At 69.3% G+C, this 26,272-nt stretch carries 20 protein-coding genes; 8 read left to right on the forward strand and 12 right to left on the reverse strand.

Annotated features, from left to right (window positions below):
• Positions 1-40 precede the first annotated feature (40 nt).
• The 3 genes from ACZ7CF_RS17400 (at position 41) to ACZ7CF_RS17410 (ending at position 9,152) form a co-directional block, all read left to right on the forward strand.
• The gene (locus ACZ7CF_RS17400; RefSeq protein WP_470370020.1) at positions 41-946 is read left to right on the forward strand and encodes a hypothetical protein; all 906 of its coding nucleotides are present in this window, start codon (positions 41-43) and stop codon (positions 944-946) included.
• A gap of 708 nt (positions 947-1,654) precedes the next feature.
• Positions 1,655-5,140 (forward strand): DNA-directed RNA polymerase subunit beta, encoded by a 3,486-nt coding sequence (gene rpoB, locus ACZ7CF_RS17405; protein ID WP_360395701.1) that lies wholly within the window; start codon positions 1,655-1,657, stop codon positions 5,138-5,140.
• Positions 5,141-5,255: 115 nt separating this feature from the next.
• Positions 5,256-9,152, forward strand: a complete 3,897-nt coding sequence (locus tag ACZ7CF_RS17410; RefSeq protein ID WP_360395703.1) for a DNA-directed RNA polymerase subunit beta' — start codon at positions 5,256-5,258, stop codon at positions 9,150-9,152.
• Positions 9,153-9,212: 60 nt separating this feature from the next.
• Here the strand turns inward: ACZ7CF_RS17410 and ACZ7CF_RS17415 are convergent, their stop codons facing one another.
• The 12 genes from ACZ7CF_RS17415 to ACZ7CF_RS17470 form a co-directional block, all read right to left on the reverse strand.
• Positions 9,213-9,494, reverse strand: a complete 282-nt coding sequence (locus ACZ7CF_RS17415) for a DUF4287 domain-containing protein (RefSeq protein WP_470370021.1) — start codon at positions 9,492-9,494, stop codon at positions 9,213-9,215.
• Positions 9,495-9,569: 75 nt separating this feature from the next.
• Positions 9,570-10,136: a histidine phosphatase family protein gene (locus ACZ7CF_RS17420; protein WP_470370022.1), complete on the reverse strand. Its 567-nt coding sequence runs from the start codon at positions 10,134-10,136 to the stop codon at positions 9,570-9,572.
• Positions 10,137-10,155: 19 nt separating this feature from the next.
• Positions 10,156-10,593 (reverse strand): hypothetical protein, encoded by a 438-nt coding sequence (locus tag ACZ7CF_RS17425; protein WP_360395709.1) that lies wholly within the window; start codon positions 10,591-10,593, stop codon positions 10,156-10,158.
• Positions 10,594-10,601: 8 nt separating this feature from the next.
• Positions 10,602-11,048: a hypothetical protein gene (locus ACZ7CF_RS17430; RefSeq protein WP_360395711.1), complete on the reverse strand. Its 447-nt coding sequence runs from the start codon at positions 11,046-11,048 to the stop codon at positions 10,602-10,604.
• 93 nt (positions 11,049-11,141) lie between these two features.
• A complete protein-coding gene (locus tag ACZ7CF_RS17435) occupies positions 11,142-11,516 on the reverse strand; it encodes a TFIIB-type zinc ribbon-containing protein (RefSeq protein WP_470370023.1) in 375 nt (124 codons plus the stop codon).
• A complete protein-coding gene (locus ACZ7CF_RS17440) occupies positions 11,494-12,318 on the reverse strand; it encodes a phosphotransferase family protein (protein WP_458430183.1) in 825 nt (274 codons plus the stop codon). Before ACZ7CF_RS17440 ends, ACZ7CF_RS17435 begins: the two co-directional genes overlap by 23 nt.
• Before the next feature lie 35 nt (positions 12,319-12,353).
• The gene (locus tag ACZ7CF_RS17445) at positions 12,354-13,874 is read right to left on the reverse strand and encodes a hypothetical protein (RefSeq protein WP_470370024.1); all 1,521 of its coding nucleotides are present in this window, start codon (positions 13,872-13,874) and stop codon (positions 12,354-12,356) included.
• Positions 13,871-14,563 (reverse strand): hypothetical protein, encoded by a 693-nt coding sequence (locus ACZ7CF_RS17450; protein WP_458434478.1) that lies wholly within the window; start codon positions 14,561-14,563, stop codon positions 13,871-13,873. The genes ACZ7CF_RS17445 and ACZ7CF_RS17450 overlap by 4 nt, the downstream gene beginning before the upstream one ends.
• A complete protein-coding gene (locus tag ACZ7CF_RS17455) occupies positions 14,560-19,137 on the reverse strand; it encodes a WXG100 family type VII secretion target (RefSeq protein ID WP_470370025.1) in 4,578 nt (1,525 codons plus the stop codon). The genes ACZ7CF_RS17450 and ACZ7CF_RS17455 overlap by 4 nt, the downstream gene beginning before the upstream one ends.
• A gap of 21 nt (positions 19,138-19,158) precedes the next feature.
• On the reverse strand, positions 19,159-19,467 hold the full coding sequence (locus ACZ7CF_RS17460; protein ID WP_360395723.1) for a WXG100 family type VII secretion target: 309 nt from the start codon (positions 19,465-19,467) through the stop codon (positions 19,159-19,161).
• A complete protein-coding gene (locus ACZ7CF_RS17465) occupies positions 19,464-19,961 on the reverse strand; it encodes a YbaB/EbfC family nucleoid-associated protein (RefSeq protein WP_458430186.1) in 498 nt (165 codons plus the stop codon). Before ACZ7CF_RS17465 ends, ACZ7CF_RS17460 begins: the two co-directional genes overlap by 4 nt.
• A gap of 108 nt (positions 19,962-20,069) precedes the next feature.
• Positions 20,070-20,552, reverse strand: coding sequence for an LppU/SCO3897 family protein (locus ACZ7CF_RS17470; protein WP_470370026.1), 483 nt, complete (start codon positions 20,550-20,552; stop codon positions 20,070-20,072).
• A 456-nt stretch (positions 20,553-21,008) separates the two neighbouring features.
• On the opposite strand from ACZ7CF_RS17470, the gene rpsL reads away from it, so the two are divergent.
• The 5 genes from rpsL to rpsJ all read left to right on the forward strand — a co-directional run bounded on the left by rpsL (position 21,009) and on the right by rpsJ (position 26,268).
• The gene (gene rpsL, locus ACZ7CF_RS17475) at positions 21,009-21,383 is read left to right on the forward strand and encodes a 30S ribosomal protein S12 (RefSeq protein WP_030473471.1); all 375 of its coding nucleotides are present in this window, start codon (positions 21,009-21,011) and stop codon (positions 21,381-21,383) included.
• Positions 21,383-21,853, forward strand: a complete 471-nt coding sequence (gene rpsG, locus ACZ7CF_RS17480) for a 30S ribosomal protein S7 (RefSeq protein ID WP_030478293.1) — start codon at positions 21,383-21,385, stop codon at positions 21,851-21,853. The genes rpsL and rpsG overlap by 1 nt, the downstream gene beginning before the upstream one ends.
• Before the next feature lie 78 nt (positions 21,854-21,931).
• A complete protein-coding gene (gene fusA, locus ACZ7CF_RS17485) occupies positions 21,932-24,034 on the forward strand; it encodes an elongation factor G (protein WP_360395728.1) in 2,103 nt (700 codons plus the stop codon).
• A 144-nt stretch (positions 24,035-24,178) separates the two neighbouring features.
• Positions 24,179-25,372: an elongation factor Tu gene (tuf, locus tag ACZ7CF_RS17490; protein ID WP_360395730.1), complete on the forward strand. Its 1,194-nt coding sequence runs from the start codon at positions 24,179-24,181 to the stop codon at positions 25,370-25,372.
• Between the two features lie 590 nt (positions 25,373-25,962).
• Positions 25,963-26,268: a 30S ribosomal protein S10 gene (rpsJ, locus tag ACZ7CF_RS17495; protein WP_003938093.1), complete on the forward strand. Its 306-nt coding sequence runs from the start codon at positions 25,963-25,965 to the stop codon at positions 26,266-26,268.
• Positions 26,269-26,272: the final 4 nt, after the last annotated feature.

Raw genomic sequence — 26,272 nt, forward strand, 5'->3', positions numbered from 1 at the left:
CCGGTCCCGGCTTCGGCCAGAGTTGATTGGACGAGAGCACGTGCCCCCACCCCGCCGCCGCCCCATCCCCACGCCGCCCGCCGGTGGCCGCCCGCGCGTGGCCGGCCTGAACCGCCGTGCCGCCGCGCCCGAGGCCGGTGAGGCGACCGAGGTGGTGACGCCGGAGAGCGCCGCTGCGAAGCGGGCCGAGGCGGCTGAGGCCGTCGAGCGGGCCGAGGCGGCCGGCGCGGGTGAGGTCGTCGAGGCTGCGGAGGCCGGGCAGCCCGCCGAGACCGTCGAGCCGGAGGAGTCCGGGCTCAAGGCGCCCGAGGCGGTGGACTGGACGCCGTCGGCCGCTCCGAAGCCCGCGAAGTCAGAGCCTGCGGAGGCCGAGCCGGAGGGGCTCCCGGTCGAGGTCGCCGGCACGAGGTCAGCGTCCGGGGGCTGGGTGCTGCCGGTCGCGCTGGTCGTGGTCGCGCTGCTGTTCGCGGGCCTCGGCACGTTCTTCCTGGTCAAGTCCAGGTCGGGTGGCTACGACTCGGCGCTGGTCGACTCCGCCACCACGTCCTCGGTGAACGGCCAGGTCCGCGAGGCCGTGGAGAAGTCGTTCTCGTACAACTTCGCCGACGTCTCCGCCACCGAGAAAGCCGCGAAGGAGCTCCTGACCGGCAAGGCGCTCTGCCAGTACAACGCGGTCTTCGGCCCGGTCCGCGAGATCGCCCCGCAGCAGAAGCTCGTGGTCAGCGTCCGCGTCGTCTCCTCCGCCGTGTCGTCCCTGCGCGACGGCCGCGCCACCGTCCTGGTCTTCGCCGACCAGGTCACCACCCGCACCACCGACAACCAGACCGGCGGCGGCACCGCCATGCTCCAGGTCGGCGCCGTGGAGGACGGCGGCCGCTGGAAGGTCGACAACCTGAGGATGTTCGGCGCGACCGCCGACCAGGACCGCCAACTCCAGTCCTGCTGACCGGCACGCGGGCCCCCGCGTGCCGTCCCGGGGTACGCGGGGACCCCGCGTGCCGACTTGGGGGTACGCGGGGACCCCGCGTGCGGACTTGGGGGGGGGTACGCGGGGACCCCGCGTGCCGTCCTGGAGTACGAAAGCTCCCCGCGTGCACTTGCCGAGGGGGTGCGGACGTTCGGTTCGGGCTGCCTCGCTGCCCTTCGCCGGGAGCCACATACCCGGTGGATGGTCGGTGCCAAACGCTTCGGCGGGGTCGAGTAAGATCAACAACCTCGTCCAAGGCCCGCAAAGGGCTTGGAAGCACCCCAAAGGGGCCCTTCGCCAGACCCGACACGCGTGATCTCGGTCACACGGTTTCTCGTGGCGCTCTGTAAGAGCGCTTGAGGCCGTCAACTTCCCACCAAACCGGGCGTACACGTGTTTGTGCAGGTCAACTGGATGACGGTCGGTGAACGGCGCTCCATCCAGAGAGTGGATAAGCGCTCGACATCTTGACTGCGCGCTCATGCAGGGTCACTCTGTCGGTGAGCAAGAGGAGGGTCCTTCCAGGTGCCTCTCGACAGTCGCCGTGCGTGTGGCTAGACTGCCCCTTTGCGCTGCCCATTTTCCGCTTGCCCTTCGCCGAGAGCGTGGATTAGTCGAGCAGCGCCGCACCCTAGACAGCCGTGCTAGTTCGCTCTAGCCAGCTATTTGTCCCTGGAAGGACGCATCTTGGCGATCTCTCGCGCGACCAAGGCCACTGCTGCGACCAACTCCACGTCGGGGATCCCTGGAGCGCCGAAGCGAGTTTCCTTCGCGAAGATTCACGAGCCGCTTCAGACGCCCAACCTGCTCGACCTGCAGATCCAGTCCTTCGAATGGCTCACCGGTGACGAGGCGTGGTTCCAGCGCCGCGTCGACGCCGGCGACGAGACCCCGACGGGCGGCCTCGAAGAGGTCCTCAACGAGATCTCGCCGATCGAGGACTTCTCCGGCTCCATGTCACTGTCCTTCTCCGACCCGCGCTTCGACGAGGTCAAGGCCTCGACCGAGGAGTGCAAGGACAAGGACATGACGTACGCGGCACCGCTGTTCGTCACGGCGGAGTTCACCAACCACACCACTGGCGAGATCAAGAGCCAGACGGTGTTCATGGGTGACTTCCCGATGATGACGAACAAGGGCACGTTCATCATCAACGGCACCGAGCGCGTGGTTGTCTCGCAGCTCGTTCGCTCGCCTGGTGTCTACTACGACACCGCGGTCGACAAGACGACGGACAAGGACGTCTTCAGCGTCAAGATCATCCCGTCCCGGGGTGCCTGGCTGGAGTTCGACGTCGACAAGCGCGACACCGTGGGTGTCCGCATCGACCGCAAGCGTCGCCAGCCGGTGACGGTGCTGTTGAAGGCCCTGGGCTGGAGCACGGAGCAGATCCGCGAGCGGTTCGCGTTCAGCGAGACGTTGCTGACCACGCTCGAGAAGGACCACACCGCGGGTACCGACGAGGCGTTGCTCGACATCTACCGCAAGCTGCGTCCGGGCGAGCCGCCCACGAAGGAGTCCGCGCAGGCCCTGCTGGAGAACCTGTTCTTCAAGGACAAGCGCTACGACCTGGCGAAGGTTGGTCGCTACAAGATCAACAAGAAGCTGGGCCTGGACACCGAGATCAACACCGGTGTGCTGACCGAGGACGACATCGTCACGACGATCGAGTACCTCGTCCGCCTGCACGCCGGTGAGACGATGATGGATGCCGCCGCCGGTGGCGACGTGCCGGTCGAGGTCGACGACATCGACCACTTCGGCAACCGCCGCCTGCGCACGGTCGGCGAGCTGATCCAGAACCAGATCCGCGTCGGTCTGTCCCGCATGGAGCGCGTCGTCCGCGAGCGCATGACCACGCAGGACGTCGAGGCCATCACGCCGCAGACCCTGATCAACATCCGTCCCGTCGTGGCGGCGATCAAGGAGTTCTTCGGCACCTCGCAGCTGTCGCAGTTCATGGACCAGACCAACCCGCTCGCGGGTCTGACCCACAAGCGCCGCCTGTCGGCGCTGGGTCCCGGTGGTCTGTCCCGTGAGCGGGCCGGCATGGAGGTCCGCGACGTCCACCCGTCGCACTACGGCCGCATGTGCCCGATCGAGACGCCGGAAGGCCCGAACATCGGCCTGATCGGTTCGCTCTCGTCCTACGCGCGGGTCAACCCGTTCGGCTTCATCGAGACGCCGTACCGCAAGGTCGTCGACGGCCGGGTCACCGACCAGATCGACTACCTGACCGCGGACGAGGAAGACCGCTTCGTCAAGGCGCAGGCGAACTCGCCGACCGACGACGAGGGCAACTTCACCGACGACCGCGTCCTGGTCCGCAAGAAGGGCGGCGAGGTCGAGTTCATCGACCCGACCGACGTCGACTACATGGACGTCTCGCCGCGCCAGATGGTGTCGGCCGCGACCGCCATGATCCCGTTCCTCGAGCACGACGACGCCAACCGCGCCCTGATGGGTGCGAACATGCAGCGCCAGGCCGTGCCGCTGCTCCGCTCCGAGTCGCCGCTCGTCGGCACCGGCATGGAGCTGCGCGCCGCGGTCGACGCCGGTGACGTCGTCGTCGCGAAGAAGACCGGTGTGGTCGAGGAGGTCTCCGCCGACTACATCACCGTCATGGCCGACGACGGTGCGCGCAACACCTACGCGCTGCACAAGTTCCGCCGGTCGAACCAGGGCACCTGCATCAACCAGAAGCCCATCGTCAACGAGGGCGACCGGGTCGAGCAGGGCCAGGTCCTGGCCGACGGTCCGTGCACCGAGAACGCCGAGATGGCGCTCGGCAAGAACCTGCTCGTGGCGATCATGCCGTGGGAAGGCCACAACTACGAGGACGCGATCATCCTGTCGCAGCGCCTCGTGCAGGACGACGTTCTCACCTCGATCCACATCGAGGAGCACGAGATCGACGCCCGCGACACGAAGCTCGGCGCCGAGGAGATCACCCGGGACATCCCGAACGTCTCCGAGGAGGTCCTCGCCGACCTCGACGAGCGCGGCATCATCCGCATCGGTGCCGAGGTCCAGCCGGGCGACATCCTCGTCGGCAAGGTCACGCCCAAGGGCGAGACCGAGCTGACGCCGGAGGAGCGCCTGCTCCGCGCGATCTTCGGTGAGAAGGCGCGCGAGGTCCGCGACACCTCGCTCAAGGTGCCGCACGGCGAGTACGGCAAGGTCATCGGCATCCGCGTGTTCTCGCGCGAGGACGACGACGAGCTGCCTCCGGGCGTGAACGAGCTCGTGCGCGTCTACGTGGCCCAGAAGCGCAAGATCCAGGACGGTGACAAGCTCGCCGGCCGCCACGGCAACAAGGGCGTCATCGGCAAGATCCTCCCCGTCGAGGACATGCCGTTCCTCGAGGACGGCACGCCGGTCGACATCATCCTGAACACGCACGGTGTTCCGCGTCGTATGAACATCGGCCAGGTGCTGGAGACCCACCTCGGGTGGATCGCCAAGCAGGGCTGGAGCATCAACGGCGACCCGGACTGGGCGAAGAACCTGTCCGAGGACCTGCTGGAGGTCGAGCCCGGCACCAAGACCGCGACCCCCGTGTTCGACGGCGCGAAGGAAGAGGAGATCACGGGCCTGCTCGGCTCGACGATCCCGAACCGCGACGGCGAGCGCATGGTCAAGGAGAACGGGAAGGCGCAGCTCTTCGACGGCCGCTCCGGCGAGCCGTACCCGTTCCCCGTGTCGGTCGGCTACATGTACATCCTGAAGCTGCTGCACCTGGTGGACGACAAGATCCACGCGCGTTCGACCGGCCCGTACTCGATGATCACGCAGCAGCCGCTGGGTGGTAAGGCGCAGTTCGGTGGTCAGCGCTTCGGTGAGATGGAGTGCTGGGCGATGCAGGCGTACGGCGCCGCGTACACCCTGCAGGAGCTGCTCACCATCAAGTCCGACGACGTGCTCGGCCGCGTGAAGGTCTACGAGGCCATCGTCAAGGGCGAGAACATCCCGGAACCCGGTATCCCGGAGTCCTTCAAGGTGCTGCTCAAGGAGCTGCAGTCGCTCTGCCTCAACGTCGAGGTCCTGTCTTCGGACGGTGCCGCGATCGAGATGCGCGACGGCGACGACGAGGACCTGGAGCGCGCGGCCGCGAACCTCGGCATCAACCTGTCGAGGTCCGAGTCGCCCTCCGTGGACGACGTCGTCAACTAGTCACCTCGCCGGCTGGTGATGGGGCTGCCTCCGAGCCAAGAAATCGGACGCAGTCCCTCACCGGCCCTCCGACCAGCTCCTTTGCCACCGATCTAAAAAGGGGAAGAGAGTAGACGTGCTCGACGTCAACTTCTTCGATGAGCTCCGCATCGGTCTCGCGACCGCGGACGACATCCGCCAGTGGTCCTACGGCGAGGTCAAGAAGCCCGAAACCATCAACTACCGCACGCTCAAGCCCGAGAAGGACGGCTTGTTCTGCGAGAAGATCTTCGGTCCCACCCGGGACTGGGAGTGCTACTGCGGCAAGTACAAGCGCGTGCGCTTCAAGGGCATCATCTGTGAGCGCTGCGGCGTCGAGGTGACCCGCGCGAAGGTGCGTCGTGAGCGCATGGGCCACATCGAGCTCGCCGCTCCGGTCACGCACATCTGGTACTTCAAGGGCGTCCCCAGCCGGTTGGGCTACCTGCTCGACCTGGCCCCCAAGGACCTCGAGAAGATCATCTACTTCGCCGCCTACGTCATCGTGGGCGTGAACGCCGAGCTGCGCCACAACGACCTGCCGACGCTCGAGAGCGAGATGCAGGTCGAGCGCAAGCGCGTCGAGAACCGCCGCGACGCCGACGTGGAGGCCCGCGCCCAGAAGCTCGAGGCCGACCTGGCCGAGCTCGAGGCCGAGGGCGCCAAGTCCGACGTGCGCCGCAAGGTCAAGGAGGGTGGCGAACGTGAGATGCGCCAGCTCCGCGACCGCGCCCAGCGCGAGCTGGACCGCCTCGACGAGATCTGGTCCACCTTCACCAAGCTCGAGCGCGCCCAGCTGATCGCGGACGAGCTGCTCTACCGCGAGCTGTACGACCGCTACGGCGACTACTTCACCGGTGCCATGGGCGCCGAGGCCATCCAGAAGCTCCTGGGTGACTACGACGTGGACGCCGAGGCCGAGGTCCTGCGCGAGACGATCCGCAGCGGCAAGGGCCAGAAGAAGCTGCGTGCGCTCAAGCGCCTCAAGGTCGTCGCCGCGTTCCAGGCGACCCGCAACAACCCGCAGGGCATGGTCCTGGACTGCGTCCCGGTCATCCCGCCGGACCTGCGCCCGATGGTGCAGCTCGACGGTGGCCGCTTCGCGACCTCGGACCTGAACGACCTGTACCGCCGCGTGATCAACCGCAACAACCGCCTCAAGCGACTGATCGACCTCGGCGCGCCCGAGATCATCGTCAACAACGAGAAGCGGATGCTGCAGGAGGCCGTCGACGCGCTGTTCGACAACGGCCGCCGCGGCCGCCCGGTCACCGGGCCCGGCAACCGCCCGCTCAAGTCGCTGTCCGACCTGCTGAAGGGCAAGCAGGGCCGGTTCCGCCAGAACCTGCTCGGCAAGCGCGTCGACTACTCCGGCCGTTCGGTCATCGTGGTCGGCCCGCAGCTCAAGCTGCACCAGTGCGGTCTGCCCAAGCAGATGGCGCTGGAGCTGTTCAAGCCGTTCGTGATGAAGCGGCTCGTGGACCTCAACCACGCGCAGAACATCAAGTCCGCCAAGCGGATGGTCGAGCGTGCGCGCCCGGCCGTGTGGGACGTGCTGGAAGAGGTCATCACCGAGCACCCGGTGCTGCTCAACCGCGCACCCACGCTGCACCGCCTCGGCATCCAGGCCTTCGAGCCGCAGCTGGTCGAGGGCAAGGCCATCCAGCTGCACCCGCTGGTCTGTGAGGCGTTCAACGCCGACTTCGACGGTGACCAGATGGCGGTCCACCTGCCGCTGAGCGCCGAGGCGCAGGCCGAGGCCCGCGTCCTGATGCTGTCGTCGAACAACATCCTGTCCCCGGCGTCCGGCAAGCCGCTGGCCATGCCGCGTCTGGACATGGTGACGGGTCTGTACCACCTGACCCGGCACAAGCCCGGCGACATCGGCGAGGGCCACTTCTACTCGTCGCCCGCCGAGGCCCTGATGGCGTTCGACCGCAAGGTCCTGGGCCTGCAGTCGATGGTGAAGATCCGCGTCTCCGACAAGAACCCGCCCAAGGGCCAGGAGCCCGAGGGCTGGGAGCCCGGTCAGCCGTGGCTCGCGGAGACCACGCTGGGTCGCGTGCTGTTCAACGAGATCCTGCCGCAGGACTACGCCTTCATCAACGAGGTCATGCCCAAGAAGCGGCAGGCCATCATCATCAACGACCTGGCCGAGCGGTACCCGATGGTCACCGTCGCCCGGACGCTGGACAAGCTGAAGGACGCCGGTTTCCACTGGGCCACCCGTTCCGGTGTGACCGTCGCGATCTCGGACGTCCTCGTCCCCGCCGCGAAGCAGGACATCCTCGAGGAGCACGAGCGCCTCGCGGACGCGGTGGAGAAGCGCTACCAGCGCGGTCAGCTCTCCCACGAGGAGCGCAACTCCGAGCTGGTCAAGGTGTGGACCAAGGCCACCGAGCAGGTCCACGAGATCATGGAAGACAACTTCCCCGAGGACAACTCGATCCGCGTCATCGTGCAGTCCGGCGCCGCCGGCAACATGACGCAGGTCCGTTCGCTCGCGGGTATGCGTGGTCTCGTCACCAACCCGAAGGGTGAGTACATCCCGCGCCCGATCAAGAACTCGTTCCGCGAGGGCTTGTCGGTGCTGGAGTACTTCATCGCGACGCACGGTGCCCGCAAGGGTCTGGCCGACACCGCGCTGCGCACCGCCGACTCGGGTTACCTGACCCGTCGTCTGGTGGACGTCTCGCAGGACGTCATCATCCGCGAGGTCGACTGCGGCACCACCCGTGGTGTCCAGATGACCGTCGGCGAGCAGCTGGGCGACAAGGTCGGCCTGCACGAGTTCGCGCAGACCTCGGTCTACGCCCGCACCGTCGCGGACGACATCCTCGACGCGCAGGGCAACCTGGTCCTGAACCGCGGTGACGACCTCGGCGACCCGGCGCTCCAGTCGCTGGTCGACGCGGGCATCATCCGCGTGAAGGTGCGCTCGGTCCTGACCTGCGAGTCCGCGGTCGGTGTGTGCGCGTCCTGCTACGGCCGCTCGATGGCGACCGGTCAGCTGGTCGACGTCGGCGAGGCCGTCGGCATCGTCGCCGCCCAGTCGATCGGTGAGCCGGGCACGCAGCTGACGATGCGCACGTTCCACCAGGGTGGTGTGGCCGGTGACGACATCACGACCGGTCTGCCCCGTGTCCAGGAGCTCTTCGAGGCCCGCGTCCCGAAGGGCAAGGCGCCGATCGCCGACGTCGACGGCCGCGTCCGCATCGAGGACGGCGACCGCTTCTGGAAGATCACGCTGATCCCGGACGACGGTTCCGAGGAGATCGTGTTCGAGAAGCTGTCGAAGCGTCAGCGCCTCGCGAACACGGCGACCGGCCCGCTGCAGGACGGCGACCACGTGGCCGTCGGTCAGCAGCTGCTGGAAGGTACCCCGGACCCGCACGAGGTCCTGCGCGTCATGGGCCCGCGCGAGGCCCAGCTGCACCTGGTGCAGGAAGTGCAGAAGGTGTACCGCGCCCAGGGTGTGGCCATCCACGACAAGCACATCGAGGTCATCGTCCGGCAGATGCTCCGCCGGGTCACGATCATCGACTCGGGTGCGACGGAGTTCCTCCCGGGCTCGCTGGTCGAGCGCGCGGACTTCGAGTCGGGCAACCGCGCCGTCGTCGCCGAGGGTGGCGAGCCGGCGGCCGGACGTCCGGTGCTGATGGGTATCACGAAGGCCTCGCTGGCGACGGACTCGTGGCTGTCCGCCGCGTCGTTCCAGGAGACCACGCGTGTGCTGACCGACGCCGCCATCAACGGGCGTTCGGACAAGCTCATCGGTCTGAAGGAGAACGTCATCATCGGTAAGTTGATCCCGGCCGGTACGGGCATCAACCGCTACCGCAACATCCAGGTCCAGCCGACCGAGGAGGCGCGCGCTGCCGCGTACGCCATCCCCTCGTACGACGACGGGTACTACACCCCGGACGTCTTCGGCACGGGCACTGGTGCCGCGGTGCCGCTGGACGACTACGACTTCGGTCGCGACTACCGCTGAACGCGCTAGTGGAGAACGGCCCCCGGAGCTTCTGCTCCGGGGGCCGTTCCGTTTGTGCCGTCAGCGGTGGGCGAGGCCGTCCAGCCGCAGCGTGGTGGAGTCGTCCCGGTGGCTGCCGGTGCTGCCGACGTGCTTGGCGCTGATCTCCGCGCCGTTCTTGAGCACGTGGTAGAGCGCCATCCCGTGCCCGCGGCCCAGGTCGTAGTCCGTCTTCAGCCATTCCAGGAAGACGCTCGCCTTCGTGCTGCCGTCGTAGCCCTGTTCGGCGGCGGCCGCCAGCAGCTCGGCCGGGGTCTTGCCGGTCTTCTTCTCCGCGCCGTCGAGGTAGGCCTGGAAGGACATCGCCGTCTCCGTTCGTCGTGATGCCGCAAGCCTAGGACAACTCAAGCTGTCTTGACAACTTTTATTGTCGGTGAGTCACAGCCCCGGCCCGGAGACCTCGACGCCGTGGTCGGTGAAGCGGAGCCGGTAGATCGCCGGCATCGGCATGGCCTGGGAGAACGAGTGGTCCACGGTGCCGGCGCCGAAACCGACGAGCGCGCGGGACACGAACGTGCCGTGGCTGCCGATGACCACGGGGCCGTCCCGGTGCTCGCGGGCGAGCGAGGTCAGGACCGCCGTGGCGCGGGCCGTGAGCTGGTGCAGGCTCTCCGCGCCGGGGCGGGCGAAGTGCGGGTTGGCCCAGCTCTCGGCGTAGTGGCGCGCGTAGTCCGGCGTGGGGTCGATGCCGGAGTCCCACTCCCGCAGGTCGTGGCCGGTGCGCACGGGCAGGCCCAGCGCGCGGGCGAACGGTTCGACGGTCTGGACCGCCCGCAGGTACGGGCTGGAGGCGATGAGGCTGGGCTTGACCCCGTCGAGGTGCGCGACGAGGTGTTCGGCCTGCGCCAGGCCCTCCGTGGTCAGCGGCCTGCGGTACTCGTCAGGGCCGCCGCGGCGGGGAGGCGTCGACCGGGCATGCCGGACCAGGACAACTTCGGCGCGCATCAGCCGAGTGTGGCAGCGATCAGCGGCGACGGGCACGGGCCAGCGCGCGGGCCCGCAGGACGAGGTCGTCGACCAGCTGCTCGTCCACCAGCGGCGGCACGCCGGACTCGTCGGTGCAGCACCGCGGTTTCGTGCGCTTCTCCGACAACCGCGGGCGGACGCCGGCCATCTCGTACAGCACCTCGTAGAGGTCGAGGCCGGGATCGTCGTCGTGCGGGCCGACCAGCAGCACCCACACGACGTCGGGGGAGGGGAAGGCGACGACGACCCGGTCGGCACCGCGCAGGTGCTTCACGCACAGGCGGGGCAGCGGTTCGGGGCCGGTGACGCGGTAGCCGAGGGCGGCGCAGCCGGAGTGGGCGAGCTCGTCGAGGAAGCGCTCGTAGGCGACGCGGGCGCGGCCGCGGAGGCCGGCTGCCTGGGCGTGGGCGGTGTGGGTTTCTACGACCTGGAGCAAAGGGGATCTCAGACCGGGCGGACCACGCGTCCCCTGCCGCTGCGCATCTCGTCGAGGGAGGCGGCGAGGTCGCTGCGTTCGAGCAGTGACTGGTCGCTGAGGCGGCGGTGGACTTCGTCGAGGAGGCCGCGGGTCTTGCCGGCGCGGCGGAGGTCGGACACGAGGTGCAGCACCTCGTGCAGGCGCACGGTGTCGAGCAGCATGCGCGGTTCCTGGCTGTGGATGGCCAGCACGCCCTCGCGGGCCCAGGCCTTCACGGTCTTCTCGGTGAGGTCGAGCAGCTCGCCGGCCACCACCGGGCGCACCGGCGGGGCCTGGCGCAGGGTCTTCGCCACCACGCCGTCCAGCCGGTGGCGGCGTTCGTCGTCCTCCGCCAGGGAAGACGCGACGGACTCGAGCTCTTCGATGGTGTCGAACAGGTCGCGGATCTGGGCGGCCTCGGTTGCGACGGACATCGCTCCTCCTCCCGTTGACTACCGATTATCGCCCTGATTCTCGGTAGTCGTCAACGGCCCCGGAGTCGGGGGTCCGGGGCCGTCGCGCGGGCGTCAGGAGGAGAAGAACAGGCCGGAGAGGCCGTGGTGCTTGCGGTGGCCGTAGCCGTAACCGTGGTGGCCGCCGTGGTGGTGGTGGACCTGCTGCGGCGCGGCGCCCCAACCGGGCTGGACCGGCTGCGGGTAGGCGACGGGCGGCGGGGCCGGAGCGGCCGGCGGCGGCGTGTGCATCTGGGCCTCGAGGCGGGTGATGGACTCGAGCTCGCCGTAGTCGAGGAAGACGCCGCGGCAGCCGTCGCACTGCTCGATGTGAACGCCCATGCGGTCGAACGTGCGCATGTTCGCATGACACTTGGGACACTGCATCGTGGTGAGCCTCCTGCGGTGGGACCGGACAAAAACGATATTAGCCGCGGTCGTCGTGCTCATGCGCCGCAGCGATCCGACGACAAGCCTCGACCAGCGGTTCCACGGCCTGCAGACCGGTCACGAGTGCCCGCGCTGCCATTTGCACAACGTACGCCTGGGCCGGGATGTTGAGCGCTTCCCATTCTGATGTCGGCAGCGCCACACCCCCCGTTTCACGGTAGGTGTTCAGGAACCGCGCCCACAGGTCCGCCGGCAGGATGCCCGCCGCGAACAACGCCGCAGGTCGGGCCAGGTCCCACACCGGGTCGCCCACCCCCAGGTCGTCCACGTCGATCAACCGCCACGCCCCCCGGTGCACCAGCTGCCCGAGGTGCCAGTCGCCGTGGATCAACGCCCGCGTCGACATGCCCAGCGGCGGCAGCACCGCGAACGCCGCCAGCACCACGTCCGCGTGCGGCAGCTCCGGCGGCAACGCCCTGATCGCCCGCACGATCCGCTCCGGCGCCCCCGCCACGGGCCCCCGTGCCGGCAGTGCGTGCAGCTGGGCCAGCAGCTGCGCGCTCTCCTCCCACGGCGCCGCGTCCGGGTCCGCCTGGCTCACCGGCGTCCCGTACGGCCACACCGTCACCGGCCGGTCGTCCACGAACTGCACCGGCCGCAACGGCGGCAGCATCAGCTCCGGGTGCGCGGCCGCGATCTCCAGCCGCTGCGCCAGCGCCTCGACGTCGGTGTCCGCCGAGTGCGCCTTGGCCACCACGTCACCGACCCGCACCACCACGACGTCACCGCGGTCGCCGCCCAGCACCTCCGGGTCGCCGGAAGAGCCGGTCAACGAGGCCATCGCCGCGATCAGGTCGTCCACGCCGCACAGTGAACCAGGTGGCCACCGCGTGGGGATCACGCTCGTTGCAGCGATCCCGCGTAGGAGTAGAAGAACCCGATCAGGTAGGTCGCCGCGTCTCCCGGGCTGTCGAACTCGGCGTAGAACCGCCGCTCGTCCTCGTTCACCCAGTACACGGCGTAGCGGTCACCGACCCGCACCAGGCACAGCGCGCCGTCGACCTGCTCGCCCACCGAGTAGCGCGCGGGGTCCAGGCCGAGGTGGGCGGCGATGTCCAGGGCGGCGCTCGCCGCCTGCTCGAACTCCTCCTGCAGCCCCGGTTCCTCCTCGGCGCTGCCGGTGGCCGTCGCGAGTGCCCGCGCCCTGACCGCGGAGGGCAGCCGGTCGGGCGGGCGGTACCGGTTGGCCCTGATGTGCGCGAGCAGGGCTGTGTCCGGCGCGATGTCGTGGTGTTCGAGGTAGTGCGGTATCGAACCGGACCAGACCCACCTGCCGTCGGTGTGGAACACCATCGGCACCGTTTCCGGGTGCTCGGGGTCGACCAGGTCGGGTGCGAGACCGCGGGAGGACAGCACGACCGGTGCGCCGCGCAGGTAGTCGAGCACCGCCTGCTTCTCGAACCGCACGACCGGGGTGCGGTAGGTGAGCGCCACGCCGTCCGCGGACATGCCGTCGACCGCCCGCGCCAGGAGCAGCTCCGGCCGGTGCGGTGCCTTCGCCCGCGGCTCGGGCTTCAGCGTGCCGGTCGTGCTCAGCGCCGCGCTGAGCCAGCCCGGCACGTACCGGGGGTTGCGCGGGTAGAACGTCGGCTCGTGCCGCAGGGCCTGGGCCGCGAAGTCCGCGAGGTCGCTGAAGTACGGCCGCCAGGCGGGTTCGGCCTCGGTGTCGAAGGCCAGCGTCGGCTGACCGCCGTCCTCCAGCACGTAGCGGGCGGTGAACCACGCCCCGAACGGGTAGGAGTAGCCCGCGGCCCTGAGCCGGTGGAACCACTGGCTCACCACCGCCGACGGCAGCCAGTGCACCTCCTCGCCGTCCGCCGTCGTCACCGTGGTCGTGAGGACCTGCCACCCGGCCGTCGCGTCGCACTCGACGCTGATCCGCGTCCACCCCTCGGGTGCGGACGAGGCGAGCTCCGCCGTGATCGCGTCGACGATCGCGTCGAGGTCCGGTTCCCCCGGCGGTCCCCACGCCAGCGAGACGCCGTGCGCCGCGGGCGGTTCGTCCAGGAAGGACAGGTGGTCGACCCGCACCTGGCAGAGCCGGTCGAACTCGCCGGCGGGCCCGCGCAGCCGCCAGCTCCGGGGAACCCGCAGGGAGAGCGGGCTGGTGACGAGGTCCGCACCGTCGGCGGCGACGACCTCGGCGGCGGTCTCACCGGCCAGGGCAACGGTGATGAGCGTGAACCACGACTCGACGAGGCTGCGCTGCAACGGCGTGCCCGCGATGTCGTCGTCGGGGTCGGGATCGACGACGACGTACTGGCGCGCACCGTCCTGCCCCGCACGCGCGACGCAGAGCTGGTCGGACCAGACCGCGTGCGTGGTCCTGCCCAGCGGACCGGACAAGATCGCCTTCACTGCTGTCCTCCCGGCATCGCGGTGCCCATCGGCGTCGGCGTCGCGGGAAGCGGCCCGACGCGCATGAGGTCGTTGACTCGTTCGCTCTCGGCCCGGTGCAGCTCGGCCAGCGTCTGCACCGGTATCCGCAGCTTCGGCTTGGACGACCGGTTGAGCTGCAGGCCGACGTGGTGGCGGCCGTGGCCGAGGTGCCTGATCAGGTCGATGCCGCGCACCGACGTCCAGTGCGGCCAGGTGCTCGGCACCCGCACGAACGAGGTGCAGACGTCGAGCGTGCGGTCGCCGTGCTCGTTCGGCCGGAGCACCAGCTCCTCGCCCTCGTCGCACATGGCCATGAGCTCCGCTTCCGCGAACGCCCGCGCGAACGGCCCGAGCCGCACGAACCCGTTGATCGTGCGCCACAGCTCCAGTTCGAAGTCCGTGTGGAACCTGGTGCCCGCGGTGTCCGGGTGCGGCACGAAACCGGGGTTGCGCCACTCCTCACCGGTGAACGCACCGTCCGGGCCGACCTCGCGGAGCCCCTTCAGGGTCCGGGTGTCGTCGCGCTTCTCCCGCGGCTGGTGGAGGTCGTAGTAGCCGACCTGACCACCGGGGTTGCGGGCGGCCAGGGCAATGCCCTCGTCGTCGACGTCGGGCAGGGGGGACCTGCCCAGGTACCAGTCGACGTGCACCTCTGGCACCCCGCTCATAGCTCTGCCTCCAGCTCCTGCATTTCCGCGAGCCACTTGAAGTTCTCGTTCACCTGGGGGTTGCCGACGCTGGTGTCGTGGATGTCGCCGTTGTCGTCGAAGTACGTGACGCGTTCCCAGGTCCGGTAGACGTACTCGTTGCCCATGCCGCCGGGGAACACGTACTCCGACTCCCCGTGCGTGCCGTTCTGGCCCGCGTCGTGGTAGGTGAAGTCGACGTTGACGCCGTTCGGGTGGTACGCCTCCGTGATCCGCTCCACCCTCTTGTTGAGCCCGCTCTCCGTCTTCACGTCGGTGTCGGCGTTGAACCTCATGTTCGTCTCGAACCGGCCGGGCGCGTGGTCGACGTCCATCGTGAACGACACGTGCGCGGAGCCCGTGACGATCTTGTCGCCGAACCCGGACATCGCGCCGCCCGCCACGTGGTTGTTGATGCTCAGCGCCTCGGGGTTGCGCGGCGCGATGCCCTGACCGGCGTGGATGTCGGCCGCACTGCCGCCGTCGATGCGCAGCAGCGGCTGGCTGAGCATCTGCCGCAGGCCCTGGACGTTGCGGTAGACCGGCTTCTCCGGGATGGCCGAGACGTCCACCCGGACCGGAGCGCCGTCGAGCATCCCGGGCGGTGCCTGGCGGGTGTGGCCGGGCGGCAGCTCCCCACCGGGGGTGAAGGTCGGCTTCTCGTCGTTGCGCCCGCCGGTGATCTCCCCCTTGTTCTTGAACACCCGGTCGACGTACTCCGTCGCGGCCTTGTTCAACCTGCGCTGCATCGCGTCCTGCGCCGACTCGCGGGGTGCGGTCGAGGCCGCGTCCGGCTCGATGAACCTGCCGTCGGGACCGACCTCGAGGCCCGCCGTCCGGATCCACACCTCGGCCATGGACAGCTCGGGGTGCTCCAGCGCGTAGAGCTTGACGGCGTGCTGCTCCAGCTCCGCCTGGCTCATGTCCTCCAGCGACCGCTGCCGTCGAGGAGCTTCCGGTTCCGTGCTCCTGGGCTGCGGTGCGTCGGCCCTGGTGGGGACCGTGTGCTGGACCGGGGCCGGCTGGTGCCGTGCCGGATCGGCCGGTCGGTTCCACGGCTGGTCCTGGGTGCTGCCCGGGGGCATCGGCCGGCGAGGTGGCTGCGGGCCCTGTGCCGGGTGCACCGGGCGAGGAGGACCGGCGTTCGGCGGCGCGGTGTGCCGTGCCTGCTGGGGGTGGTGACCGGCGGGAGGCGCCATCGGGCGCCGCAGCTGGTCGGGGTGCTGCGGGTGGCTGCGGTGCTGTGGGTGGCTGTGGTGTTGCGGGTAGCCGTTGTGCTGCGGGTGACCGTGGTGCTGCGGGGGCTGGCCCTGCTGTGGTGCGGGCCTGCCCTGTTGCGGGTGCTGGCCGGTGTGCGGACGTGGTCCGGCCTGTGGGTGTTGCCAGGCCTGTGGGTGTTGCCCAGCTGCCGGGTGTGACCTGGCCTGCGGGTGTTGGCCGGTGTGCGGACGTGGCGCGGGCTGCGGGTGCTGACCGGTCTGCGGGTGCTGACCAGGCTGTGGATGTTGTCCGGCTTGCGGGCGAGGCCCTGCCTGCGGAGGTGGTCCGGCCTGCGGGCGTGGTCCGGCCTGCCGCGGACGCGGTCCCGCCTGGGGGTGCTGCCCTGCTTGCGGGTGCCGGCCGACCGGTGGCTGGAGCGGGCGTTGCTGCTGGTGCCACGTGCGCGGGTCGGCTCCGTGCTGCGGGCGTTGCTGCCCTGCCCACGGCTGGCCGGGACCGTGGGCCGGGCGCTGCGGAACCCCACCCGGAGGCATCCCGCCCACGGGCGTTCCACTGCGAGGCGGCAGCCCCGGTGGAGGTCCCTGCCGCCGCGGTGGCTGCCGGTCCGACCAGCCCGGTGGCGGTGCGCCGGGGTGGACCGGTCGCTGGTGGCCGTCCGGCTGCACCGGGTGCCACTCGCCGGACGCGTCGCGCATCCAGTCCGTCGGTTCGCCGCGGCGCCATGCGCGCGGACGGTGCTCCGGTGTCGCGCCGCCCCACGTGGGGGTCGTGCCGGGCGGGGTCGGGCGGTCGTGCCGGGTGCTGGTGCCGTCCGGCTTGAAGGTGACCCAGTCGCCGTTCGGCGGCCAGCCGGGGGAGAAGTCGCCGCGGACGTGGTCGAAGTGCGACGAGCTCGCGAAGACGTTGCCCATGTCGTCGACCCACGCGTCCTTGGTGGGGGAGACGACGTCGACTCCGAGCTCCTGGCTCAGCCGGGCCGCGAACCCGTCCGACCTCGTGCCGGTCTGGCAGGAGACCAGGCGGATCGGCTGCCTGCCGTCCCAGTCGCCGCTCGACCTGATGATGTCGGCGAGGTCCTCCGGCGTCAGCCTGGTGCCGCCCACCCGGACGTCGTCGGTGGAACCGTGCAGGTCAACGGTGTAGCGGTGCGGGTCGGGGGCGACCATCGCCGCCGACTGCGAGTAGGCCTTGAACTCGTCGTCGTGCAGCGACAGGCCGGACCGGGTGTGCCTGACGTCGTCCCGCAGGTGCTCGAAGCGGTCCGGCAGCGGCACCGGGCTCCGCAGCCTCTTGTGCTCCTCCCACGGCGTGCGCGCGGGCCGTTCGTGCGGCGAGGCGGCGTCGGCAGGCGGCTGTGGTGCGTGCGCGGGGTGCGGGGACGGTCCGGCTGGAGGCAACGGACGGGCGTGCGGTGACGGGCCCGCGGGGTGGGCCGGCCGGTGCGGGGACGGGGGAGGCTGGGGAGCGCGGTGCGGTGCCGGAGCGGCTGCCGGTGGAGCGGAGCGGTGCTGCGGCGGTGGCACCTGACCGTGCTGCGGCGGGGAGGTCTGGGCGTGCTGTGGCGGCACGTGGGCAGGCTGGTGCTGGGGGACGTCGTTGGCGGTGCGGTGCGTCGGCGGGAGCAGAGGCGCCGGCGTCGCCGCCTGGTGCACGCCGTCCGCCGGCGGTGTGCGCGGAGCGGTCGGCGGTGGGGCCGAGGTCGTCGGTGCCGGCTGGAAGGGGGCGGAGGCGTTCGGCGCGTGGTTGCCGTGGGAGGCGGGGCCGGACGGGACCGGGCCGGTTGTCGCGTGGGTGCCGGGGGCAGGGGCCGACGGTGCCGGGCCGGTGTGGCCGTGGGGTGCGGACGTGCTGCTGCCGGCGGGCACGGGCTGGTGGCTGCTGCCGGACGGGTGAGGACCGGCGTTGGTCGGCGAGTTGCCGGCGTGCCCACCCGGCGTCGAGACGGGTGCGCTGCTCGGTGAGAAGGCCGAGGGGGCCGTCGTCGGCACCGAGCGAGCCGCGGCGGGTGAGCCCTGCTGGCCCGGACTCTGCTGGCCCGGACCCTGCGGCGCTGGACCGGTCTGTGCGGGAGCGTGCTGAAAGCCCTGCGGTTGCTGCGGAGCAGCCGCCGCGGAGGACGGGGCAGCGGAGGACGGGGCCGCTTCGGGCGTGGCCGGGCGGTGCGCCGGCTGGTCGGTGGGTGGGCCCGCGAACGACGTGTTCACCGCGTCCGCGGCACGCGGCGGGGGAGGGCTGTCCGACCCGGACGGCGCGGTCGAAGCCGCCGCAGGAGGGGTGATCGGGGGAGCGGACGGCGCCGCAGGAGGTGCGACTGCGGGAGCGGAAGACGCCGCAGGAGGGGCGACCGGGGGAGCGGACGGCGCAGCGGGCGGACCGTCGGGGCGTGCCGTGGGCATGTCGCCGGCCGCAGGGGCGTCGAAGTCGGCGTTCACGCCCTCCATGCCCGACTTGAGGCCGGAAACGCTGCCGCTCACCGCCCCCGACGTGGCGCCGAAGAGGACGTCCCCGGCCTGGATGCCCTCCTCGGACAGGGCACCCTCGGCCAGAGCGGAGCCGGCGCCGATGAGGGCTTCCTCGGCGGCGTTGCGGCCGATGGAGCGGCCGATCGAGTCGCCTACGCCGTCGCCGAGGGCCTTGCCCGCGCCGGCGCCCACGCCGAAGCCGACGGCGCCGGAGATGAGGCCCGACTTGGCGGCGTCGAGGGTGAGCTTGCCGTCGAGCTCGGAACGGGTGCCCTTGGCCAGCTGGATGCCCTGGACGGCGAGGTCGGTGGCCACGGAGGTGGCCACCTCGATGCCCACCTGCACGGCGAGCTTTCCGATGAGGTTGCGGCCGACCTGCTGCATCAGCCGTTGCACCAGTTGCCGGAACACGATCTGCACGCCGGCGCGGGTGGCCAGCTGGGCGGGGACGATGCCTGCGGTCGAGGCGCCGAAGGACGCCACCGCGGAGGCGATCATCGCGGCGATCTGGATGGCCAGGATCACCAGCGCGATGATGATCGAGAGCTTGGCGTACTCGATCTGCATGGCGCAGTTGCGGCAGGCGGTGGCGAGCTTCTCGGAGACGTTCTTCATCTTGGGCAAGGTGGCTTCCTCGCCCTTGACGAACTTCTCCCAGTACTTCTTGAACGCCTCCGCGGCCTCGCCGTCCATGTGGGACGTGGCCTGCGCCACGGCCTCGTCCGCCTCGCGCATGGCGTTGTCGATGTCGGTCGCGGCGGTCTGCCACACCTCGGCGAGGCGTTGCAGTGCCGTCTCGTCGCCTTCCGGCCAGCTGTCGCCCACCACGATCGGGATGAGCCAGCGGACCTCGGCGGGCATCTCGATGCCCATTGCAGCAATCCCCCCAGACTGCTAACCGCTGATGCCGCGTGCGTTGAAGTCGTCCTGCTGTTCCATCAGGTTCGCGGACTCTTCGAGGTTCTTCCCGATGTCCTGCAACGTCTGCGCGACCTTCGCCATCACCTCGCGCACGGCCTGCGCGGCGGGGGCGTAGTCGGTGCCGAACTTCTGGCCGGCCTCGTCGTTGCCCCAGCACTGGCCCTCGGCGTCGAGACCGCGGGCCAGCGCCGCCGCGTGCGTGCCCATCTCCTCGCCCGCGTGGCCCATCTTCGCCGCGGCCGAGCGCACGCCGGCCGCTTCCATCCACGTGTGCCCGCTCACCAGCGGTGGCCCCTGCCCATGATCGAGTCGCCGCCGAAGTCCTCGTCGTCGGACTCGGCGGAACCGGCGCGCTGCACCGGGCGAGCCTCGCGGCGCAGCACCGAGGAGCCGAAGTCCTCATCGGACGGTGGTGGCGGAGCGGCGGGCTCCTCGCGCTGCTCGACCTTGAAGAAGTCCTTCAGCGACGGTGCGCCCGGCACGACGTCCGGCAGGTCGACCATGCCCTCTTCCGAGGTGAGCGGGGCCATCTCGGCGTTGACCTGCTCGCGCACGTTCATAGCGGCACGGCGGGCCACCTGCGTGATCGTCTGCGCCAGCTGTTCGGGGGTCACCCGGTCGAACGCCCGCGGGCCCAGCTCCAGCTCGTCCAGCACACCGGTCGCGTCCACGGTCACCACGACGTTGCCGTCCGGTGAGGACGCGACACCCGACATCGCCGCGATCGCCGCCTGTGCGTCCCGCAACCCGTCCGTGCGCTGCTTGAGCTCGCGCATCAGGGTGTCGAGCGTGCCTCGCAACTCTGCGTTACGTGCCGCTAGCTGTTCGTCATCGAGCACTGCGGCAACGTACCGAACGCCCCTGCGGCCTGTCGGGCGTATGGATCATTTGGTGATGCAGATCGTCGTCGGCGGCCGGTCGTAGGTCCTGGTGTCGTCGTCGGGACCGCACAACGACCGGTCCGACCTGCCGTCGACCACCTTGGTGACCCTGCGGGTGCCGGTGCCGCAGGCGAGCTTGGTGTCGAAGTCGCCGACCTGCTGGAGGCAGTCGCCCTGGCGCACGTTCAGCGAGTAGCACTCCCGCGTCTTGCGCTTGGTCTTGCGGTTGCGCGCCGACGCCTCCTCCACGTAGTCGCCGCCGGGGCAGGGCGCGGTGACGCCGCGCTCGATGGACACCAGCCGGTAGGTGGCGTCCTGCGCGGCGCAGTCCACCTTCGTCAGCTCGGCCTTGTCGCGGGACAGGTCCACGACCTTGGCGCACTCGCCGACGCCGGGCTGCTCGGTCCAGAGCGAGCAGCCGGAGACGACCAGCGCCAACGCGGTGACCGCGACGAGCTTCCGCACGGCGAAGTGGTACTTCGACATGGCCTCACACCTCCGGGACGCGGACGTCGGACAGCTGCTGTGGCGAAAGTCGCACCGCCCGCGGCCGGGGGCCGGCGTCCGCGGCCGGACCACCGGGTCCTGCGGCGGCGCTGACCGCACGGTCGGGTGACGAGGCGGCGGTGGGCTGTGACAAAACCGCTTCCCCCAGGTAGAGCTTGATGTGCGGACCATGTCTACTGCACGGGCGGGAGCGGTACCCCCGTTTTGACCCAGGTAGACGTGGGCGGGTATCTTTGCTACTCGTGCCCGACCCATGTCGGGCCGCTCCGCGTGCCCGTGAGGCCGCGGTGTCCTCCACTCGCGGTGGCAGTCGAACTGTTGCTTGCGGACCTGAGTAGCGGGCGACACGCCCGACCTCGGGTGCAGAGAGGGATCAAGAAACACGAGGGTGAACCGCAAGGGGAACCCGCAGAAGACGGAAGAAGCAGCCGGCGAATGCCAACGATCCAGCAGCTGGTCCGCAAGGGCCGCCAGGACAAGGTGGCCAAGCAGAAGACGGCGGCCCTCAAGGGCTCGCCGCAGCGGCGCGGTGTGTGCACCCGCGTTTACACCACCACCCCCAAGAAGCCGAACTCCGCACTGCGCAAGGTCGCTCGCGTGAAGCTGACCAGCGGTATCGAGGTCACGGCCTACATCCCCGGTGAGGGTCACAACCTCCAGGAGCACTCGATGGTGCTCGTGCGCGGTGGTCGTGTGAAGGACCTGCCGGGTGTTCGCTACAAGATCATCCGTGGCTCTCTCGACACGCAGGGTGTCAAGAACCGCAAGCAGGCTCGCAGCCGCTACGGCGCGAAGAAGGAGAAGAGCTGATGCCCCGCAAGGGACCGGCCCCGAAGCGGCCGCTTATCTCTGACCCGGTCTACAGCTCGCCGCTCGTGACCCAGCTCATCAACAAGGTGCTGGTGGACGGCAAGCGCTCCGTGGCCGAGAAGATCGTCTACGAAGCCCTCGAGGGTGCTCGCGAGAAGACCGGCACCGACCCGGTCGTCACGCTGAAGCGCGCGCTGGACAACGTGAAGCCCTCGCTGGAGGTCAAGAGCCGCCGCGTCGGTGGTGCGACCTACCAGGTGCCGATCGAGGTCAAGCCCGGCCGCTCCACCACGCTGGCGCTGCGCTGGCTGATCACCTTCTCCCGGCAGCGCCGTGAGAAGACCATGGTCGAGCGTCTGATGAACGAGCTGCTCGATGCGAGCAACGGTCTCGGTGCGAGCGTCAAGCGCCGTGAGGACACTCACAAGATGGCCGAGTCCAACAAGGCCTTCGCCCACTACCGCTGGTGATGTGCCGCCCGGCCTGCCGGTCAGGCCGGGCGCTCCCAGCCCTAGTGAGCCCACAAGCTCAAGACAGGGGAAAGACCCGTGGCACAGGACGTGCTCACTGATCTTGCCAAGGTCCGCAACATCGGGATCATGGCCCACATCGACGCGGGCAAGACCACGACGACTGAGCGGATCCTGTTCTACACCGGGATCAGCTACAAGATCGGCGAGGTCCACGACGGCGCTGCCGTGATGGACTGGATGGAGCAGGAGCAGGAGCGCGGCATCACGATCACGTCGGCCGCGACGACCTGCTACTGGAAGAACCACCAGATCAACCTGATCGACACGCCCGGCCACGTCGACTTCACCGTCGAGGTCGAGCGCAACCTGCGCGTCCTCGACGGCGCCGTTGCCGTCTTCGACGGCAAGGAGGGCGTCGAGCCGCAGTCCGAGCAGGTCTGGCGGCAGGCGACCAAGTACGACGTCCCGCGCATCTGCTTCGTCAACAAGATGGACAAGCTCGGCGCGGACTTCTACTTCACCATCCGCACCATCTCCGAGCGCCTGGGCGCCAAGCCCCTCCCGATCCAGATCCCGATCGGTGCCGAGAGCGACTTCATCGGCGTCGTCGACCTGATCGAGATGCGCGCTCTGACCTGGCGCGGCGAGGTCCAGAAGGGCGAGGACTACGCGATCGAGGAGATCCCCGCGGATCTCGTCGAGAAGGCGCAGGAGTTCCGCGAGGCGCTGCTCGAGGCCGTCGCCGAGACCGACGACGACCTGACCGAGAAGTACTTCGAGCAGGGCGACCTGTCCGTCGAGGAGATCAAGGCCGGCCTCCGCAAGATCGTTGCCGAGGGCACCGCCTACCCGATCCTCTGCGGCTCCGCGTTCAAGAACAAGGGCGTCCAGCCCATGCTCGACGCGGTGATCGACTTCCTGCCGTCGCCGCTGGACCTCCCGCCGGTCGAGGGCACGCTGCAGGACGGCGAGACCGTCGTGTCGCGCAAGGCCTCGTCCGACGAGCCGTTCTCCGCGCTCGCGTTCAAGATCGCCGTGCACCCGTTCTTCGGCAAGCTGACCTACATCCGGGTCTACTCGGGCAAGGTCGCCTCCGGCACCCAGGTCGTCAACGCGACCAAGGACCGCAAGGAGCGCATCGGGAAGATCTTCCAGATGCACGCCAACAAGGAGAACCCGGTCACCGAGGCCATCGCCGGTCACATCTACGCCGTGATCGGTCTGAAGGACACGACGACCGGTGAGACCCTCGCCGACCCGGCGAACCCCATCGTCCTCGAGTCGATGACGTTCCCCGAGCCGGTCATCCAGGTCGCCATCGAGCCCAAGACGAAGGCCGACCAGGAGAAGCTGGGCACCGCGATCCAGAAGCTGGCCGAGGAGGACCCGACGTTCCGGGTCAACCTCGACCAGGAGACGGGCCAGACCATCATCGCCGGCATGGGCGAGCTCCACCTGGACATCCTGGTGGACCGCATGCGCCGCGAGTTCAAGGTCGAGGCCAACATCGGCAAGCCTCAGGTGGCGTACCGGGAGACCATCCGCAAGGCGGTGGAGAAGTACTCCTACACCCACAAGAAGCAGACCGGTGGCTCCGGCCAGTTCGCGAAGGTGCTCGTCACCGTCGAGCCGCTGGAGAAGAAGGAAGACGGCGCGCTCTACGAGTTCGTCAACGCCGTCACCGGTGGTCGCATCCCCCGCGAGTACATCCCGTCGGTCGACGCGGGTGCGCAGGACGCGCTGCAGTACGGCGTGCTGGCGGGCTACCCGCTGGTCGGCGTGAAGGTGACGCTGCTCGACGGCGCCTACCACGAGGTCGACTCCTCGGAGATGGCGTTCAAGATCGCTGGTTCGATGGCCCTCAAGGAAGCCGCCCGTCAGGCGTCTCCCGCGATCCTCGAGCCGCTGATGGCCGTCGAGGTCACGACGCCCGAGGAGTACATGGGCGACGTGATCGGCGACCTGAACTCCCGCCGTGGCCAGATCCAGGCCATGGAGGAGCGCAGCGGTATCCGCGTCGTCAAGGCGCTGGTCCCGCTGTCGGAAATGTTCGGGTACGTGGGTGACCTGCGGTCCAAGACCCAGGGTCGTGCCAACTACTCGATGGTGTTCGACTCCTACGCAGAGGTTCCCGCGAACGTCTCGAAGGAGATCATCGCGAAGGCGACTGGGGAATAACCCCACACCGGAGCACCGCAGTTCCACCGCGGGCTCTCCGGGGTTGATTCCCTGGGGTCCGCTACTTTTTGACCCTGACGTGTAAGTCCGGCCGGCCGCCCCTAGCCGGCCGGACCAGCAAAAGAAGTCCAGGAGGACAATCCAGTGGCGAAGGCGAAGTTCGAGCGGACGAAGCCGCACGTCAACATCGGCACCATCGGTCACATCGACCATGGCAAGACCACGCTGACCGCGGCGATCTCCAAGGTTCTGCACGACGCGTACCCCGATGTCAACGCTTCGTTCGCGTTCGACCAGATCGACAAGGCGCCGGAAGAGAAGCAGCGCGGCATCACGATCTCGATCGCGCACATCGAGTACCAGACGGAGAACCGTCACTACGCGCACGTCGACTGCCCCGGTCACGCCGACTACATCAAGAACATGATCACCGGTGCGGCGCAGATGGACGGCGCCATCCTGGTGGTCGCGGCGACCGACGGCCCGATGCCGCAGACGAAGGAGCACGTCCTCCTGGCCCGCCAGGTCGGCGTCCCCTACATCGTCGTCGCGCTGAACAAGGCCGACATGGTCGACGACGAGGAGATCCTGGAGCTCGTCGAGCTCGAGGTCCGCGAGCTGCTCTCCGAGTACGAGTTCCCGGGCGACGACCTGCCGGTCGTGCGCGTTTCGGCGCTGAAGGCGCTGGAGGGTGACGAGACCTGGGGCAAGTCCGTGCTGGAGCTCATGGCCGCCGTCGACTCGGCGATCCCGGAGCCGGAGCGCGAGACCGACAAGCCGTTCCTCATGCCCGTCGAGGACGTCTTCACGATCACCGGCCGCGGCACCGTCGTGACCGGTCGCATCGAGCGCGGCATCATCAACGTGAACTCCGAGATCGAGATCGTCGGCATCAAGGAGCAGTCGAAGAAGACGACTGTCACCTCGATCGAGATGTTCAAGAAGTTCCTCGACGAGGGTCGCGCCGGTGACAACGCCGCGCTGCTGCTCCGCGGCATCAAGCGCGAGGAGGTGGAGCGCGGCATGGTCATCGTCAAGCCGGGCACCACGACCCCGCACACCGAGTTCGAGGCGCAGGTCTACATCCTGTCGAAGGACGAGGGTGGCCGCCACACGCCGTTCTTCAACAACTACCGTCCGCAGTTCTACTTCCGGACGACGGACGTGACCGGCGTCGTGACCCTGCCCGAGGGCACCGAGATGGTCATGCCCGGTGACACCACCGGCATGTCGGTCAAGCTGATCCAGCCGATCGCCATGGACGAGGGCCTCCGCTTCGCGATCCGCGAGGGTGGCCGCACCGTCGGCGCCGGCTCGGTCACCAAGATCGTCAAGTGACCTGGCTCTAGCTGTTAGTTCGGCGTCAGGCCGGGCCAACGTTCGCGTTGGCCCGGCCTTCGTCGTAGCAGGACCAGGCGTGTGCGACAGCTCACGCCGGAAATGTTTCGCGGCGCGCGAGGTAGATCCGCCGCGGGGATCTCGTTGCCGGGCAACGGGTCCGTTTCGCTCGTCGGTCCACACGCGACCGATCGGGCGGCTCGTCGGACAAGATCCGCACGTGATCTGCCTCCAACTGACCCACCCCGATTTGGAGTGCCCCGCGACCGTGTGGCATCCTTTACGGGTTGCTCGACGAAGGCCGGGTCGCATCCGTGCGTGCCCATCTCCTTCGACCGAGCGTCCGCGCCCTGTTAGTGAACGCCTCCTTGCGGAGATGGGCATCAGGGTGCATGGGCTGTGGTAGGCCCAATCCCACCGGGGAGACCTTGCGTGGGACCGGTATGCGTACCGGGCGCGACACGCCCGACCGCGTGGACCGGGCACCATGACACTTCAACAGGGGCGGAGCGCGCCAAGAGGCTGTAACAGGCCTCATCCGAGGCACCGCACCGCAGCGGTTACGAGAAGCAGAGGAACGGCAAGCCATCATGGCGGGACAAAAGATCCGCATCCGGCTCAAGGCCTACGACCACGAGGCGATCGACGCGTCTGCGCGCAAGATCGTTGAGACCGTGACGCGCACCGGCGCTCGGGTTGTCGGGCCCGTGCCGCTGCCCACTGAGAAGAACGTGTACTGCGTCATCCGCTCGCCGCACAAGTACAAGGACTCGCGCGAGCACTTCGAGATGCGCACGCACAAGCGGCTGATCGACATCCTCGACCCGACGCCGAAGACGGTTGACGCGCTCATGCGCATCGACCTGCCGGCCAGCGTCGACGTCAACATCCAGTAAGCGT

It is taken from the genome of Lentzea sp. NPDC036955 (genome assembly GCF_055608005.1).

Bases quoted from the DNA above. Each gene is read 5' to 3' on its own strand.
- ACZ7CF_RS17470 (WP_470370026.1), bottom strand. From the start codon at position 20,552: ATGTCGAAGTACCACTTCGCCGTGCGGAAGCTCGTCGCGGTCACCGCG.
- rpsJ (WP_003938093.1), top strand. From the start codon at position 25,963: ATGGCGGGACAAAAGATCCGCATCCGGCTCAAGGCCTACGACCACGAG.
- ACZ7CF_RS17455 (WP_470370025.1), bottom strand. From the start codon at position 19,137: ATGGGCATCGAGATGCCCGCCGAGGTCCGCTGGCTCATCCCGATCGTG.
- ACZ7CF_RS17435 (WP_470370023.1), bottom strand. From the start codon at position 11,516: ATGAGCACGACGACCGCGGCTAATATCGTTTTTGTCCGGTCCCACCGC.
- ACZ7CF_RS17415 (WP_470370021.1), bottom strand. From the start codon at position 9,494: ATGTCCTTCCAGGCCTACCTCGACGGCGCGGAGAAGAAGACCGGCAAG.
- rpsG (WP_030478293.1), top strand. From the start codon at position 21,383: ATGCCCCGCAAGGGACCGGCCCCGAAGCGGCCGCTTATCTCTGACCCG.
- ACZ7CF_RS17430 (WP_360395711.1), bottom strand. From the start codon at position 11,048: ATGTCCGTCGCAACCGAGGCCGCCCAGATCCGCGACCTGTTCGACACC.
- rpsL (WP_030473471.1), top strand. From the start codon at position 21,009: ATGCCAACGATCCAGCAGCTGGTCCGCAAGGGCCGCCAGGACAAGGTG.
- ACZ7CF_RS17420 (WP_470370022.1), bottom strand. From the start codon at position 10,136: ATGCGCGCCGAAGTTGTCCTGGTCCGGCATGCCCGGTCGACGCCTCCC.
- ACZ7CF_RS17465 (WP_458430186.1), bottom strand. From the start codon at position 19,961: ATGCGCGAGCTCAAGCAGCGCACGGACGGGTTGCGGGACGCACAGGCG.
- ACZ7CF_RS17450 (WP_458434478.1), bottom strand. From the start codon at position 14,563: ATGAGCGGGGTGCCAGAGGTGCACGTCGACTGGTACCTGGGCAGGTCC.